This window comes from Sulfitobacter sp. W074 (assembly GCF_025142275.1).
GTDB lineage: Bacteria > Pseudomonadota > Alphaproteobacteria > Rhodobacterales > Rhodobacteraceae > Sulfitobacter > Sulfitobacter profundi.
In genome coordinates this window covers 2,997,272-3,012,526 of record NZ_CP081130.1, presented here as the reverse complement: position 1 = coordinate 3,012,526, position 15,255 = coordinate 2,997,272, and the positions used below count along the sequence as shown (strand labels likewise).

Sequence of the window (15,255 nt, the reverse complement as noted above, 5' to 3'; positions counted from 1 at the left end):
ATCATCCCGCAGAGAACAAGGGGCCCGCTACTGGCTCGCCATCCCCGCCAGCATCGCGGCCATGGCAACGAGATGGACCAGCGTTATCGCCCGATCATTCCAAAGCACCCCGACGATCAGCCAGCCCAGAACCCCCACCACAAAGAGGTAGAGGTTCCAAGGCGTCCAGCCAAAGCCGGTGGCGGCATAGCCAAGGATCTGGATCACCGAAGCCACCCATTTGACCCAGAACGCCAGCTGCGCAGGGGCCGCGCCCGCGATCGCCTCAGACGCCACGGGTCAGCCCGCCGTCGATGCGCCAGTTCTGCCCGGTGACATAGGCGCCGCCTTCGGAGGCGAGCCAGCCGATCAGCGAAGAGACTTCAGCCTCGGTTCCATAGCGCCCCATGGGGATGCGCGCGCGGCGGTCTTCGGTCTCGGGCAGGCTGTCGATAAAGCCGGGGAGGACGTTGTTCATGCGGATGTTTTGGCCCGCGTATTGATCTGCATAGAGCTTGGTGAAACCCGCGAGCCCGGCCCGGAAGACGCCTGAGGTGGGGAAAAGCGGGTCCGGCTCAAAGGTGGCAAATGTCGAGATATTGATGATTGCGCCGCCGCCCTGCGCCGCCATGATCCGTGTCACCAGACGGGTGGGGCGGATCACGTTCATCAGATAGACATCCAACCCGCCGTGCCAGTCTTCGTCAGTCATCTCTAGGATGTCGCCTTTCGGCCCATGTCCGGCGGAGTTCACCAGCACATCGACGCGGCCCCAGCGGTCCATCGCGCCATCCACCAACTGCGCCAGCGCCTCTTGCGATTGGTTCGAACCGGTGATGCCAAAGCCGCCCAATTCGGCGCCAAGCGCCTCTCCCTTGCCGGAGGATGAGAGCACGCCGACCTTAAAGCCATCAGCGGCCAGTTTGCGGGCCGCCCCCGCGCCCATGCCGCTGCCGCCTGCGGTGATCAGGGCTACTTTTTCTGTTGTCATCGGATATACTCCATATGCTGTGCAGCGATTGCGCTGCGGTGTTATGGTCTTTTAATTAGGCACGGTACGCTGTGCTGGCCAGCCAGATGTATTGTCGTATGACTGTAGGAATTCTATCGTGCCCACAGACTTTCCACTGCCGCCCCTGAACGGCCTTCGCGCTTTTGCCGCGGCGGGGCGTCATATGAACTTCCGCGCCGCTGCGGATGAATTGGGCGTCACCCAAGGGGCGGTCGCCCAGCAGGTGCGCGGGCTGGAGGATCATCTGGGGCTGCGCCTGTTTCTACGCGAACCGCGCGGCCTTGCCTTTACCGACGAAGGGCGGGCCTATCATGCCTCTGTATCGCGGGCTTTTGAGCAGTTGAGCGAGGCGACGGATGCCCTGCGCAGTGCGCCCGCGCGGGTGACGGTCAGCGTGACACCGACTTTTGCGTCGAAATGGCTGATCCCCCGCTTGTCAGACTTCACCGAAGCCCATCCCGGCATCGACCTGCGCATCACGGCGACGGAGCGGGTGGCGAGCTTTCATGCGGATGGGATCGACCTTGCCGTGCGTCAGGCGCGTCCGCCTTTCGGTGCCAGTCTGCGGGCTGATCTGCTGTTCGCGCAGGAGGTTGTGGCGGTTTGCTCGCCCAGTTTGACGGCTGACGGCATGCCACTGGATGCGGTGGGTCTGGCGCGACTGACCCTGCTCCACGATACGCATGATCTTTGGCCGCGCTTTGCGCAAGAGGCGTTTGATAGCGCTGTAAAACCAGCGCGGCGGCTTCGGTTTAACCAAACAACGCTTAGTCTGGATGCCGCTCTCGCCGGGCAGGGGGTGGCGCTGGCGAGCCGCTTTTTGGTCCAGCGCGATCTTGAAGCGGGGCGGTTGGTTTGCCCGGTGCCTCATGTGATGGAGGTCGGGCAGGATTTCTATCTGCTTTCTCCGCGCCAAGGGGTTTCAAGTGCTGCGATCATCGTGCGCGATTGGCTTTGCACGGTGGCAAAACGCGAGGCAGGTTAGCCCGGCGCGCGGGCCTTCAGGCGTAGGAAGCTGTCCTCCCTTGCCAAAACATAGTGCTTTCGCTCTCCTCCGCGTCCAATGTGCGCTCGGATTGCTCGACCGCGCGGGTGAAGGGGCGATGTCATCTTCGGTCAGCTGATTGCGCCAACCCCACACCGAAGACGGCCTTCCCTCGTTGCACTTTCTGCTCAGCGGTCTGTCGAAACCTTTAGTAGTGTCCGCATTTCGTGTTGGTAAGTTTAGACAGCGCGCAAGACATCGCCGGGCGGCACCTTCCCGATACGGGCAATGAACCACTGCAAATACCCTTCGAGATACTTTGACGCCGGTCCCCTGAATGGCTTGATGAAGGTCTCATAGCGCGAATGAAGGTTGTTAATGTTCTGGATGTGATGAGTGGCAGATGCGGTCTTCTGTCCCGGCTTGGTTTTGATGACGAAGTGCTCGATACTGCTCGCCTGTGCGAACGCTGCGTAGGCTTTCATTCCATCAGTGCATAGCACGGAATCCGGTGCCAAAATTGGCGCAAGAGCCATATGTATCGTGCCGTTAGAACGGCCTGACACGAGTTGGAAGCGACGGGCACCACTGCGATCAGCCACCGTGAGTATGGGCAACTGCCAGCGCGAGAGACCTCGCATCATTGGGATGCCCTTCTTACCATACTCATACCAGCGCCGCCGAGGAGGCTTAGGATGACTTCCCTTGTTTTGTTGGTATCTCACCCATTCACGGGACCCCTTACGCGACTCTCGCTGGAATGTTTCGTCTGCCTCGACGATCCCAGCAAAGGCACTCGAAGACGCCCCAGAAAGCGCCCGCAGAATGATCATTCGCCATCGCCAAACGGTGTATTTGTTCAGGCCCAGAAGCCGAGATAACTGACGAATAGAAGACGGCGGCCTGTCTCCCAGCATATCTTTGACCACTTCCAAGAAAAGATCAGGGCGATGAAGATTTTGGATCTCTGACCCAGTGCGGCCGGTAAAGGTGCGCCCGCACCCAAGACACCTGTATCTCTGGATGTTAGTTCTTGTGCGGCCCCATTTCTCTCGGTCGCTGCATTGGCAGTGCGGACACCTACCACTGGCCCGGCCACGGCTCTCAATTTCGGTAATAGCCTCAGTTCTACGGCGCAGCTCCGTGATCCGGGCCTCCGCATCCTGGACCTGTGCCGGGTTAAGATCTCCCAAGCGCTTGATCAGTTTTCGAAAATCGTGTGGCTTCATAAGGTCCTCCGCATCATAAGCGAAGGGCTATATTGGCCATTATTGGCAAAACGATGGCTACCAACACGAAATGCGGACACTACTAAACCTTTTGGTTTCACGTTTAACACTTTGCCGATCCGGTCATTGGGTAGAGGCGGAAAATATCATCGCCCATTGGGATGAGGATGTGGCGCTGGCCTTGCCAGCCCGACCGATCCGGACCCGCGCGGGGCGGTCTTATGGTGGTTTTGCCCGATCATATCGACGCTGCCGATGTGGTGCGCAACTGGCGGCGGTGGTCAGCACCCCCGCGGGGACCGACCGCACGGGGTACGCGCTCCGGGCTCTCTTGGTCTAGCGTTTGGGGATCCTACGATGTGCCGTCAGGAGGCGGCCACCGCATCGGGCCGCCCTTTGAGAGTGGGGAAATCCACAAAAAGGGTCGTGCCCTCACCCTCGGCTGTTTCAAAACGGATTTCGCCGAGGTGCTGATCCACGATGGCTTTGACGATGCTCATGCCCAGCCCATGCCCTTCTTCGACGCGGTAGCTGGACCCGCGGGAAAACCGGTCGAACAGGACCGGTTGCAGCTCCAACGGCAAGCCGCTGCCGTGGTCCTTGACCCAAAACCCGGTGCCATCCTCCGACAGGCCAAGCTGGACCGTGCCCCCTTCGTCAGAGGCTTTGATCGCGTTGGACAACAGGTTTGACAACAGCCGCATGAGCCGCCCCTCGTGCAGCCGCAAAAGCGGGGCGGGGGCCTCGGATGGGGTCATTTCCAAACCGACACCGCGCTCTTTGGCGTAGGCGACCAAGGTCTCTGAGGCTTGGGCCAACAATGGCGCCAAGGGGCGCTCAGAAAAGCCGGATTGATCCGGTCTGCGCAGGGTTTCCACATCCAGAATATCCCCCACCATCTGATCGATTGCCCGCGCGTTTCGCAGCGCAAGTTCCAGCAGCTTGCGCTTTTGCGGCGGCAGGTCGCCGGGGCTGACCTCAAGCAAGCGCAGCGCCCCGGTAAGCGCGGTCAGCGGTGTCTTCATCTCGTGGCTGACCGTGGCGATAAGCTGATCCTTGGCGCGCTCAAATTCGCGCTGTTCGCTGACATCGCGCACCACCCCAAGATAGCCCAGATGTTCGCCGCGATCGGTCTCGACCTTGGCAGTGGCGACTTGGCCTTCGAAGGTCGAGCCATCGGCGCGGCGGCAGGCAACGGAAAACGCGCCCTGCGTGCTGGCCGTGCTGGCATTTGACAGCTCTTCGCCTATGCGCTCATAGCTGCCAAGGGTCTCATAGAGAACGGCCGTCTGCCGCCCCAAAAGCGCGTCGGGGGCATAGCCGAACAGGGTTTCGACCGCCGGGTTCACCAGCGCCACGCGGCGGTTGGGGTCGGCCATGATAATGGCCTCGGGCACGGCATCCACCATTGCCTTGAGCAGCCCGCGCTGTTCGCGCAGCGCACGGCGTTCGGATTGCAGGGACAGCTCGCTGCTCAGCCACCGGGCGAGGAATTGGACGAATTGGCTCTGCGCCTTGCTGAACGGGGCCGGGCGCGGGGCGGTGCCGGAAAAGTTCAACGTCCCAAACAGCGTGTCCCCGGTTTTCAGCGGCGCCCCGATATAGCTTTCCAGACCGAAATTCTTATAACACGGATGGGTCGAAATCTCTTGCTGACCGGCGTGGTGGAAAGAGGTCACATCGGCATTGGCAAGCGTGTGCAGGCAATAGGTGCCATTGATGTCAAAGGTGCTGCCGGGGGCAGGCGCCCAGTCAGGGCCGTGGACATAGACACATTCGTAAACCGGATGATCCACGCGAGAGACGATGCCGAGTTCAAGACCAAGCGCCTCTGTGCCCAGTTGCAAGAGCTTGGCGATTTTGTCTTCGACGGAAAGATCAGGCTCGACAGCAAGCATATAGAGTTGCCGCAGCGGATCATCGAAATCCGCCAAAGCGTTGTAAAAGTCGTTCATTATTGCCTCTGTCGTGGTCTTTGCACCTGACTTGGCGAGAAGGCAGATGTTTGACCCAAGGTATCCCCCTCACGCTCTGCTGCCAATGCCGCAGCGGGTGAATTGGGGCAAGAATGGGGCTTTTCACCCCGGTAATGCAGATAATTGTGGATTATCGGACGGGAGAGGGCGGCTAAGCGCGGCAAGTCCTGCCTCAGGAGGGCAGAAACCGGTGACCTTTGCAAAGCGGTGGTCATCGCCGTTTCTATGGCTATGGTACCGCCAACGAGGGTCGCCAAAGGGGAGAGTTGACCATGCGATTGATGCGATACGGGGCGCGGGACGGGGCAAAAACGCCGGTGGTGCTGGATGCGGCAGGGCAGGCGCGGGATGTCAGCAGCCTTGTGCCAGACTTCACGCCCGAAACCATTCCGACATTGCGCAAGATGTTGGATGGCGTCGATCTGGAAAGTCTGCCGCTGGTCGAGACCCAAGGCCAGCGTATCGCTGCACCGGTCAGCCAGCCGCGCAACATCTGGGGCGTGGGGTTGAACTATTCCGACCATGCGGCGGAATCGGGCATGGACGTGCCGACCGAGCCGATCCTGTTCACCAAGGCCAGCCGCACCTATTGCGGGCCGAATGATCCGCTCCTTTACTCCAAAGAGATGAGCAAACTCGACTGGGAGGTCGAGTTGGGCGTGGTGATCGGCCATACCGCGTTGAATGTCAGCCGTGATCAAGCGCTGGACCATGTGCTGGGCTATTGCGTCGTCAATGACGTGTCGGAACGCGCTTGGCAGGCCGAACGGGGCGGGCAATGGGTCAAGGGGAAGAGCTTTCCCAACTTTTGCCCCACAGGGCCGGTTTTGGTGACGGGCGATGAGGTGGGCGATCCCGGCAAACTGTCGCTCTGGGCCGAGATCAACGGAGAACGGCTGCAAAACGGCACGACCGAGAAGATGGTTTTTGATGTGGCGACGATCGTTTCCTACATGTCCGAATTCATCCAGCTAGAGCCCGGCGATCTGATCTGCACGGGCACCCCACCGGGCGTGGGCATGGGGTTCAAACCGCCACGCTACCTTAGCCCCGGCGACCGGGTTCGGCTAAGCGTCCAAGGGTTGGGCGAGCAAGAGCAGGTGGTGGAGCGGCTGCCCGTGCGTTGAAGGGGCCAGCCGCCACGGGTGCCACCGGCGAGGGCGATGGCGGGTGACAGGATCGGGTGTCTAGGCGACCTCGGCCGCGCGCGCTTCGGCGGCGGCGACAGCGATGGCGGGACGCAGGGGCAGGGTCAGCAAAAAGCTGCTGCCCTTGCCCATGATGCTGGTGGCGACAAGGCTGCCGCCATGGGCCGTGGCGATATCGCGTGAAATCGCAAGGCCCAGCCCGGTGCCGCCAAAGCGGCGGGTGGCGGTGGAATCAACCTGATGGAAGGGCTCGAAGACGCGCTCCAACTCGTTTTCCGGGATGCCGATGCCCGAATCCGTCACGCGGAATTCAACCACTTCCCCGCGGATGCGGCAGGTTAGCGAAATGGTGCCTTGGTCCGAGAATTTCGTCGCGTTGCTTAGCAGATTGATCAACACCTGCTGGATGCGTTTGCCATCCGCCAGCATCACGCCGGTTGCCGATTTCACGTTTAGCTCCAGCCCCTTGTCTTCGATCATCGGGCGTAGCTGATCGGCGGTAGGGGTGACGATATCGTCGATCTGCACTGGTTCCATCGCGATCGAAAGGCTGCCTGCGTCGATCTTGGCAAAATCGAGCACCTCGTTGATCAGGGTCAGCAGGTGATTGCCCGAACGCTCCACCGTTTGCATGATATCGCCCAGTTTGCCCATCGTGGCGGACAGTTTGGGCGCCAGCGTTTCACGGGTCTTGGGGTCTTCCTCAATAGCGGTACGAAGATCGCGCGCTGCCGGGGTGCGGTCGAAATGCCGCGCAAGGCGGACATGGCCCAAGATGACCGTCAGCGGCGTGCGCAACTCATGGCTCAGCACGCCCATGAAGTCGGTCTTGGCCTTGTTCGCGTCTTCGGCGGTCAGCAGCGCCTTTTTCAGATCGGTCACGTCAATGCGCAAACCCACGACGCTGCCGTCCTCCATCCGCCGGTCCGAGGTGCGGATGATGCGGCCATCGGGCATGCGCTGTTCGGTTTCAAAAGCGCCGTTCTCTCGTTTTTCCAACCAGACGCGAATCCACTCTTCTTCCTTGCCGATGGCATCGGGCACGATCCCACGGCGGATGCTGTCACGGACAATCTTTTCATAGGATGATCCGGGCTTCACCACCTCGCTATAGTTGTGGATTTCGCGGTATTTTTCATTGCAAAGCACCAAAATACCCTTGGCGTCATACATGACAAAACCATGGTCCAAAGCCTCGACGCCCGTGCGCAGACGTTCTTCGGCGAGTTTGCGGTTCTCGGCCAAGCCGATGATATACCAGGCAAAAATGGTGACCCCTAGGGCGCCTTGCAGACGCAAAATCCAGTTCAGCCAGAAGTCGGGACGATGCTCTGGCCAGCCGCCTTTGACGGTGGCGGCCAATTGCCAAGCGCCGAAAGCAAAGTTGAAGTCGAGCTCGATGGGGTCGATCAAAGTCATCTCGGGGTCGCCGATGATCGTCTGTTCGATCTCTCCCTCGGGGGTCAGCTCGCGGATGGCCAGATCGTATTTTTCGGTCAGTTCGGGGATGCGCAGCTGCGTGACGAGCGCGTCGTAATCCACAACCATGGAGAGGATGCCCCAAGGTTCGTTCGGGGCGGCGGCGGTGCTGGTTGAATCAAAGATCGGATGCCGCAGGATCAGCCCGCGCCCGCCTTGCACCAGATCAACCGGGCCGGTCACCAACCCTTCGCCGGTCCGGAGGGCCTCTTCGACCTTGGGCAGTTGCGCCGCGTTTTGGCGGTAGTCCAGCCCCAGCACGCCGCGATTGGCCTCATAGGGGTGGACGATCGTCACGACGAGATCGGGGGCCACGGCGAGGTTAATCACATCCGGGTTCTCGGCCATGAACTCGGCCGCGCGGGCGCTGAATTCGGACTGGGTGATTGTGGGGTTCTCACTGATGACCGTGGCCAACTCACGCAGCTTCAGGATCTGGTCAAAGATATCCGCGCGGATTTGTTCGCGGACTTCGATCAGCTCTAAGGTGGTATCAAGCTCCAGATTCTGCATGTAGGTCTGATATGACAGGGTCTCGATCCGGTGGCCAAAGCCCAGGACAACGCCGCACAACACGACCAGAACGATAATCCGTTTCGCACGCTGAGACAGCGCATTTCTCATTTTTTCCATGCCGGCTTTGCCCAAATCGGTCTCTGTCCTCCGCCCTCCGCGCTCCGGCCTTCTTAGTGCCGAATACGCCCTTGGGGTATTAGACTGCAGGGGGCTTTGTTGACGCAAGGAAAATACCCGGATGCAGACAAATGCTGGGCAACAGCGTCAAATTTGCAAGTGACGCCTTTTATCCTTGGGGCGATCGCCCCAGCAATTCAACCAAAACGCGGTGCAAAAGGGCGATATCCTGAGGGTTGGACATATTGGGCGCGTGGCCGCAGTCGGGGAATTCACTCATCCCGGGCCGCGGGCCGCTTTGGGTCATGCGCTCTGCAGCCTCGGGCAGCAACAGGTCCGACCGGGCGCCGCGCAAAAGATGCGTGGGCGTGGTGGTCCGGTCCCAACGGTCCCAAGTGGAAAGCTCATGGGCTGAGGCGGTGAACTGCACGGTGATGCGCGGGTCATAATGCAGGGTCAGCCGTCCGTCCCCCCGGCGGCGCAGCGAAGACCGCGCCATGCGCCGCCAATAGGCATCGGCCGCCGGGCCGAAGGGGGCATAGGTCTGGCGCAGCCACGCTTCACCTTCGGCAAAGCTGCCAAAGTCTGGCAGGCTGCCCACATAGGAGAGGATCCGGTTCACCGCCGTCGCGGGCAGTTCGGGGCTGATGTCGTTCACCACCAAGGCGCTGACCCGCGCGGTCTCGGGGCCCGAAGCCATGTGCATCCCGATCATGCCGCCCAAAGAGGTGCCAAACCACGCGGCGCGCTCAATCTGGAAGTGATCCAACACCCCTGTCGCGATGCGCGCATAATGTTCGACCGAATACTCCGCCTCAGGGCTGGCCGCCCAACTTGACCGGCCCCGCCCGATCATATCGGGGCAGAGCACGTGGAAATTTTGCGACAAGGTCGCGGCCACTTCGTCAAAGTCGCGCCCGGTGCGGGCGAGACCGTGCAGCATCATCAAGGCAGGGTTCTTGCGCTCGCCCCATTCAGTGACATGGATTTCGTGTCCCATGACGGGGATGAAATGGAAACGGGGGGAGGTCATCCGCGCGCGCCTTTCTGTATCAGGTTCAGCGCGCGGTTGGTGCTGCCATCCGCGCCGTCGGTGAATTGCGACAGCGGCGGTCTCCGCACCTGTGCGACCGGGGCCAGCTTGGTCATGGAACGGCGGCGATCCATCTGCGTGTCTTCATGGTATCCTCCCTAAACGGGCCAGCGCCATGTTGCGCCGTCTCCCCCCGTCGACTAGCTTAAGTTTTCAGCATCCGAAAAAGAAATAAACGGAGCAAGATGGTGGAAATACGTACCGATGATTGCTTCGAGACGGGGCGCTTTGCAGAGCTTGCCTTTGTGCATGCGCCCATCGGGCTGGTGGTGACCGAGAACCGCTGCATCCGCGATTGCAACAATGCCTTTGCGCAAATGTTCGGCTATGCGCGCGCCGACCTGCGCGACCAGCTTTTCGCCATTCTCTACCCCTCGGATGAAGAGTTCGTAAACATCCGCGACCGTGGCGTGGACCAGTTGCGCAAGACCAACACCTATTGGGACGAACGCATCATGGCGCGGCGCGATGGCAGCCTGTTTTGGTGCCGTGTGCGGGGCCATTCCTTCACGCCCGAACGCCCGCTCGACCGCGCGGTCTGGAGCTTTGCCGACCTCTCCGCCGAGCGGCCCTACCTGCCGCTTACCCGGCGCGAGCGCGAGATCCTGAGCCATCTGGCAGAGGGGCTGACCAGCAAGCAAATTGCGCTCAACCTCGATATTTCGCACCGGACGGTCGAAGTGTACCGCGCGAAACTGCTCAAGAAATTCGGCGTCAGCAATACCTCTGGCCTGTTTCATTCGTTGGGCGGCATCGACAGCGATCATGTGGTGTCCAACAGTTCTAAGTGACGCGCCCGGCGCTCAGCCCGCATCACTCTGCCTGTCGGGCAGTTTTGACTGCGCCGGGGGCGGGGCCGCCGCGTGGGGCTGATCCTCATCGTCGGGTTTCTCGGCAGCCTCGGCCATTGCGTCGGCCTGAGCGTAGAGGCTGCGGATCTCCATCAGATCGGCTTTGGTTGGCGCCTTGCTCTGTTTCGTCGTTCCCTCAAAGGGATGCGAGTCTGGGGTTTCACTATTTGTCACTGGCTAATCCGAATATTGAGCTTAAATCTCACGGCCAATTCCGTGGTGGGGCACAGAGTACCGAGCCCGAATTTCGACGCCAATTGGGCAAAGCCCCAGCCAAATCAGGGTTATCCCCTACAGGGGCGAACAAGGTGCTGAAATTGAGGCAGATATTTTCACGATATCATTTCAGTCGGTCGTATTTGCATCCGAAGACATGGTTAATGACCGCCTGTCAGGGTTTCCCCCAATAGACAGAGCGGCGGAAAAAGCCGAGGTTTCAAGGGAAAGTAGAGGTGCGCATGAGCTTGGTCGCGGCGTTCACATTGATTGCGCTGTGCGGAATCGTCTTGTCCGGCGTGATGATCGCAAAGCAGGTTGGCGATGCGGTAAACCGGTTTGCCGTGGCTGGCGAGATCGCGGTTTTGTCGATGTATATCGCCGTGGTGTTGGCGTCTGCGCCGCGCGGCGGGGCCTATAGCGACCCGGTCGAACTGGTCTTTGCGGTCGCCTCGTTTGCCGTTCTGGTGGCGCAGGTTTGGCGCGTGATGCGCAACCGACGCAAGCTTCAGGGCAGCGCCAACTCCGATGAGACCCGCAGGAAACTGCCCGATTTACTGAACGATGTGCCCGTGCAGGCGGCCTTTCTGACACCGGATATGACCTATGCCTTCGTCAATGATGCCTATAGCGCCTCCTTTGGGAAATCCGCCGATGAGATCGTGGGCAAACACCTGTCGCAGATTATCCCGCCGGACCTGCTGGAGGAGGTGTCGGACAACCTCGAAAAGGCGCTGGCCGGGCGGCAGGTCACATGGCGTTTCGATTTCTCGCGCCCGGTTCTGGCCCGCTCCCAAGGGGCGGCGATCTATCAGCCCCTATCCGACCGGGGGCAGGTGGTGGGGGTGCTGGTGATGATAATGGACCGCTCCGCCTCGCAGGACGCGGTGCATGACGCAGAGGTCAGCGCGGCGAAACACGCGCTCGCGGCTGAGGTGGCGGGGGTGGGCTATCTGGAATGGGATCAAGAGGGCGCGCTGGTTGATGTCTCTCCCGAGGTGGAGGCGCTCTTGGGCCGCGATGCGCAGAGTCTGCGCGAGATGTGGCAGCAGGGCCAAAGCTTTGTCGAGCCGCGCAGCCGCGCCACGATCCGCAACAACCTGCATATGGCTGGCAGCCGCCCCCGCGACGTGGTCGAGAATGTAAAGTTTCTGGCCGCCAACGGTCGCCAGATCGAAGCGCGCACCTGCATTCGCCGCTTGAACCGGGGGCGTCAGGTGCATCTTTTGGCCGCGATCCAAGATGTTACGGATCAGCAGAACGTCCTCACCGATCTGGTGGAAAGCGAAACCCGGTTTCGCGATTTCACCGAAAGCGCGACCGATTGGGTCTGGGAGATGGACGCCGATGGGCGGTTCACCTTCCTGTCCGGCGGGGGCCGTCAAACCGATGCGGAAACCCCGATTTTCGCTCTGGGCAAGACCCTCGCCGAGGCCGATCTGGCGCAAGACCAAGGCGATTTCGACCAGCTTCAGCAAAGATTGGCCGCCCGGGCGCCGTTCCGGGACTTGCGGTTGGTTCTGCCCCTCGGGGATGGGCGGGCGCGGCAAATCGACATGTCGGGCAAACCCTTTTTTGACAGCCACGCTCAATTGGCAGGCTATCGCGGCACCTGTTTCGACATGACCGAAATCGCCATGGCCGAGACTGAGCGCAAAAGCGCGCTGGAGGCGCTGGCGCTGGCTTTTGAGACCATCTCGACCATGGTGGCGCTTTTCGACAGCAACGACCGCTTGGTCTATTGCAACGAGGAATACCGCGCGACCTACGCCGGGATGGACGGCGACATCATCGGAAAGCACTTTGATGAGTTGCTCGCGCATTTCACGCGAACCGGCACACTGGCCACGACCGCCGAAGGCAAGGTCCGCTGGAGCGAGCAGCGGCGCGATCGGCGCAACACCCCGGCCAAGTTCTTTCGTGCGCGGTCTTCCAAGGGGCGCTGGTTGGAGGTGACGGATTACCCCGTGGCCGCAGGCGGGCTTTTGACCATCGCATCCGACATCACCGAAAAGGTCGAGCGCGAAGAGCGGTTGCACCGCCATGAAACGGCGCTGCAACTGCTCAACCGGCGCGAGACATTGGGCCAGATGACCGCTGCCATCGCCCATGAATTGAACCAGCCTTTAGCGGCTATTCACAATTTTGCCGCAGGCTGTGTGTTGCGGGCCAAGAACGACCAGCTTGAGAGAGAGGATATGATCGCCGTGCTTAATAATATGCAAAGCCAATCGGAACGGGCCAGCGCCATCCTGCGGTCCATGTCGAACTATCTGCACAGTGACGATGCCGACCGCCATGCGGTGCGCTTCGAAGATATCCTGCGCTCGGTGCAACTGTTGATCCAGCCGGAAAGCTCGGCCACCGGCGTCGCCGTGGAGATCGACGATCAATGTGGGGAGGTCGAGTTGACCTGCGCCCGGATCGAGATTGAGCAGCTTTTGATCAACCTGATCAAGAACGGCATTGATGCCTGCCGGGAAGCGGGTCGCCCTGATGCCGAAGTTTCGGTTTCTGCGCGGTGCGAGGCGGAGGAGATCGTGATCGACGTGGCCGATGCGGGCCGCGGATTTGCCCCGGACATGCCTGCGCAGACGGCCTTCAGCGCCTTCCGCTCGACCAAGGACAAGGGGCTTGGCGTGGGGCTGGCGATTTGCGAAACGATCGTTCTGTCGCATGGCGGGACAATCGCCGTGACGAAATCCGATGCAGAGGGGGCCTGCCTGAGCGTGCGTCTGCCGCTGGAGGTGCAAAAGTAAAATGTCAGAAAACGGGATCGTTTACGTCGTTGATGATGACGCCGCGGTGCGGGAGTCTCTGGTGTGGTTGCTGGGGTCTGTCGGGCTGCGCGCGATTCCATTTGCATCGGCGGCCGCGTTCCTCGACAGCTATGAGGACAGTGGCAACTGCTGCCTCGTCAGCGATGTGCGGATGCCGGGGATGAGCGGGCTGGAACTGCAAAAGGCACTGAATGCGCGGGGGATCAAAGTGCCGCTGATCTTGATGACGGCCTTCGGCGATGTCTCTACCGCCGTGACGGCGATGAAGGCAGGCGCGGTGGATTTCATCGAAAAACCCTTCAACAACCAGAACATGCTCGACCTCATCAACACCGCCCTTCAGGCCGATGCCGCGCGGCGCAAGGGCGAAGAGGCCGAGGTAGAGAATGCGCAGCTGCTGGCCCGGCTCACCCCGCAAGAGCATCGGGTTTTTGAACGGGTGGTGGCGGGGCTCTCGAACCGTGAGATCGGCAGTGAGATGGATATCTCCATCAAAACGGTTGAGGTGCACCGCGCGCGGGTGATGCGCAAGCTTGAGGCGAATTCGGTCGCGGAACTGGTGCGCTTTCATATCTACAATGCGCCGCCCGCCTCAGCCGAAGACAGCGAGCGCGCGTAAAAAGCCCCGGCAGTGCAGGACCACCGGGGCAGGCTGCCCAGCCCCGGCGAGGGTTAAGGGCTGGGGTTTCCCGGCGGCATGAGGGGCGCCGGGAAGGCATGGATCACGCCGGCTTGGGTTCCAGCGTGCCCACGGTCACGTCGAGGGTCTGCTCAGATCCTTTGCGCAGCACGACAACCTCTGCTGCCGTCTCAGGCGTGGTGGTTGCCACCGCGCGGGTCAGGTCGCGCAGATCGTCCACCTCTGTGTCGCCAAAGGACAGGATGATATCACCTTTCTTAAGGCCCGCTTTGGCGGCGGGGCTGTCCTCGGAAACCGCTTCGATCACCGCGCCGCGCGGCTCGTCATAGCCCAGCACATTGGCGACCTCGGGGGTCATCTGCCGGATTTGCACACCCAGCCAGCCACGCTCGACCAAGCCGTCATCGGCCAGATCGGCCACGATGGTCTGCACGAGGTCAGAAGGCACCGAGAAGCCGATCCCGACAGAGCCGCCACCCGGCGACAGGATCGCGGTGTTCACACCCACAACTTCGCCATCGTTGTTAAACAGCGGCCCGCCGGAGTTGCCGCGGTTGATCGCCGCGTCGGTCTGGATGAAATCATCGAACGGCCCGGCCTGAATGTCACGCGACAGGGCCGAAATGATGCCCGAAGTCACGGTGCCGCCAAGACCAAAGGGGTTGCCCACGGCCACGACTTCATCGCCGACGCGCAGGGTCTTGGAGGTGCCGAAGTCCACCTTGGGCAGGTCCACATCCGCGGCGACCTTTAGCAGCGCGATGTCGGTCATCGCGTCGCTGCCCACGACCTCGGCGTCAAAGCTGCGGCCATCGGCGAGCTTCACGGTTACCGTCTCGGCGCCTGCGACGACGTGGTGGTTTGTCACGATTTGGCCATCTTCGGAGATGATGAAACCGGACCCCAGACCTTGGCGCGGAGTCGCTTCGGCGCCGGGTTGGTCGGGCAGCATATGTTCAAACCGGCGGCGCAGTTCTTCGGGCATGCCGGGGGGCAGTTGCTGCTGGATCTGTGTGCTTTGCTGTTTGGCGGTCACTTCGATAAAGACCACGGCGGGAGAGACGGCCTCGACCAAGTCGGCATAGCCGCCAGCCGGGACGGCCAGCGCGGCTGTGGGCGCAAGCGCCAGCATCGGGGTCGCGGCGACGGCGGCGCTCAGCGCAAGGGCGGCGGCGCGGGGGGCCTTGGAAAAGGTCTGGTTCATGAGATGCTCCTTGCTGTGCATTCGGTGTTT

The 15,255-nt window shown here is 61.2% G+C and carries 14 protein-coding genes; 5 read left to right on the top strand and 9 right to left on the bottom strand.

What is annotated here, in order from left to right; translation table 11 throughout:
- Nucleotides 1-27: 27 nt before the first annotated feature.
- Nucleotides 28-276: a DUF6552 family protein gene (locus tag K3762_RS14930; RefSeq protein WP_132444225.1), complete on the bottom strand. Its 249-nt coding sequence runs from the start codon at nucleotides 274-276 to the stop codon at nucleotides 28-30.
- Nucleotides 266-970, bottom strand: coding sequence for an SDR family oxidoreductase (locus tag K3762_RS14925; RefSeq protein WP_120351790.1), 705 nt, complete (start codon nucleotides 968-970; stop codon nucleotides 266-268). Before K3762_RS14925 ends, K3762_RS14930 begins: the two co-directional genes overlap by 11 nt.
- 118 nt (nucleotides 971-1,088) lie before the next feature.
- Between K3762_RS14925 and K3762_RS14920 the strand changes: the two genes are divergently transcribed.
- Complete coding sequence (locus K3762_RS14920) at nucleotides 1,089-1,976, top strand: LysR substrate-binding domain-containing protein (RefSeq protein ID WP_132444226.1); 888 nt, start codon at nucleotides 1,089-1,091, stop codon at nucleotides 1,974-1,976.
- Between the two features lie 239 nt (nucleotides 1,977-2,215).
- Here K3762_RS14920 and K3762_RS14915 read toward each other — a convergent pair whose 3' ends face one another.
- Nucleotides 2,216-3,205, bottom strand: coding sequence for an IS1595 family transposase (locus K3762_RS14915; RefSeq protein WP_260010294.1), 990 nt, complete (start codon nucleotides 3,203-3,205; stop codon nucleotides 2,216-2,218).
- 365 nt (nucleotides 3,206-3,570) lie between these two features.
- Nucleotides 3,571-5,160 (bottom strand): ATP-binding protein, encoded by a 1,590-nt coding sequence (locus K3762_RS14910; RefSeq protein WP_260010292.1) that lies wholly within the window; start codon nucleotides 5,158-5,160, stop codon nucleotides 3,571-3,573.
- A gap of 293 nt (nucleotides 5,161-5,453) precedes the next feature.
- Between K3762_RS14910 and K3762_RS14905 the strand changes: the two genes are divergently transcribed.
- Nucleotides 5,454-6,308, top strand: coding sequence for a fumarylacetoacetate hydrolase family protein (locus tag K3762_RS14905; RefSeq protein WP_067622831.1), 855 nt, complete (start codon nucleotides 5,454-5,456; stop codon nucleotides 6,306-6,308).
- A 60-nt stretch (nucleotides 6,309-6,368) separates the two neighbouring features.
- Here the strand turns inward: K3762_RS14905 and K3762_RS14900 are convergent, their stop codons facing one another.
- The 3 genes from K3762_RS14900 to K3762_RS14890 all read right to left on the bottom strand — a co-directional run bounded on the left by K3762_RS14900 (nucleotide 6,369) and on the right by K3762_RS14890 (nucleotide 9,608).
- Nucleotides 6,369-8,441 (bottom strand): ATP-binding protein, encoded by a 2,073-nt coding sequence (locus tag K3762_RS14900; RefSeq protein ID WP_260010290.1) that lies wholly within the window; start codon nucleotides 8,439-8,441, stop codon nucleotides 6,369-6,371.
- A gap of 169 nt (nucleotides 8,442-8,610) precedes the next feature.
- Nucleotides 8,611-9,474, bottom strand: a complete 864-nt coding sequence (locus tag K3762_RS14895; RefSeq protein ID WP_132444229.1) for an alpha/beta fold hydrolase — start codon at nucleotides 9,472-9,474, stop codon at nucleotides 8,611-8,613.
- Nucleotides 9,471-9,608: a hypothetical protein gene (locus K3762_RS14890; protein ID WP_162931873.1), complete on the bottom strand. Its 138-nt coding sequence runs from the start codon at nucleotides 9,606-9,608 to the stop codon at nucleotides 9,471-9,473. Before K3762_RS14890 ends, K3762_RS14895 begins: the two co-directional genes overlap by 4 nt.
- A 111-nt stretch (nucleotides 9,609-9,719) precedes the next feature.
- Between K3762_RS14890 and K3762_RS14885 the strand changes: the two genes are divergently transcribed.
- The gene (locus tag K3762_RS14885; protein ID WP_067622839.1) at nucleotides 9,720-10,325 is read left to right on the top strand and encodes a helix-turn-helix transcriptional regulator; all 606 of its coding nucleotides are present in this window, start codon (nucleotides 9,720-9,722) and stop codon (nucleotides 10,323-10,325) included.
- A 12-nt stretch (nucleotides 10,326-10,337) separates the two neighbouring features.
- Here K3762_RS14885 and K3762_RS14880 read toward each other — a convergent pair whose 3' ends face one another.
- Nucleotides 10,338-10,559, bottom strand: a complete 222-nt coding sequence (locus K3762_RS14880; protein ID WP_132444230.1) for a hypothetical protein — start codon at nucleotides 10,557-10,559, stop codon at nucleotides 10,338-10,340.
- Between the two features lie 284 nt (nucleotides 10,560-10,843).
- Between K3762_RS14880 and K3762_RS14875 the strand changes: the two genes are divergently transcribed.
- Both K3762_RS14875 and K3762_RS14870 read left to right on the top strand, forming a co-directional pair.
- Nucleotides 10,844-13,360: a PAS domain-containing protein gene (locus tag K3762_RS14875; protein WP_260010287.1), complete on the top strand. Its 2,517-nt coding sequence runs from the start codon at nucleotides 10,844-10,846 to the stop codon at nucleotides 13,358-13,360.
- Between the two features lies 1 nt (nucleotide 13,361).
- The gene (locus K3762_RS14870) at nucleotides 13,362-14,000 is read left to right on the top strand and encodes a response regulator transcription factor (RefSeq protein ID WP_260010285.1); all 639 of its coding nucleotides are present in this window, start codon (nucleotides 13,362-13,364) and stop codon (nucleotides 13,998-14,000) included.
- A 103-nt stretch (nucleotides 14,001-14,103) separates the two neighbouring features.
- On the opposite strand, the gene K3762_RS14865 is transcribed toward K3762_RS14870, so the two are convergent.
- Nucleotides 14,104-15,225 (bottom strand): Do family serine endopeptidase, encoded by a 1,122-nt coding sequence (locus K3762_RS14865; protein WP_132444232.1) that lies wholly within the window; start codon nucleotides 15,223-15,225, stop codon nucleotides 14,104-14,106.
- Nucleotides 15,226-15,255 lie beyond the last annotated feature (30 nt).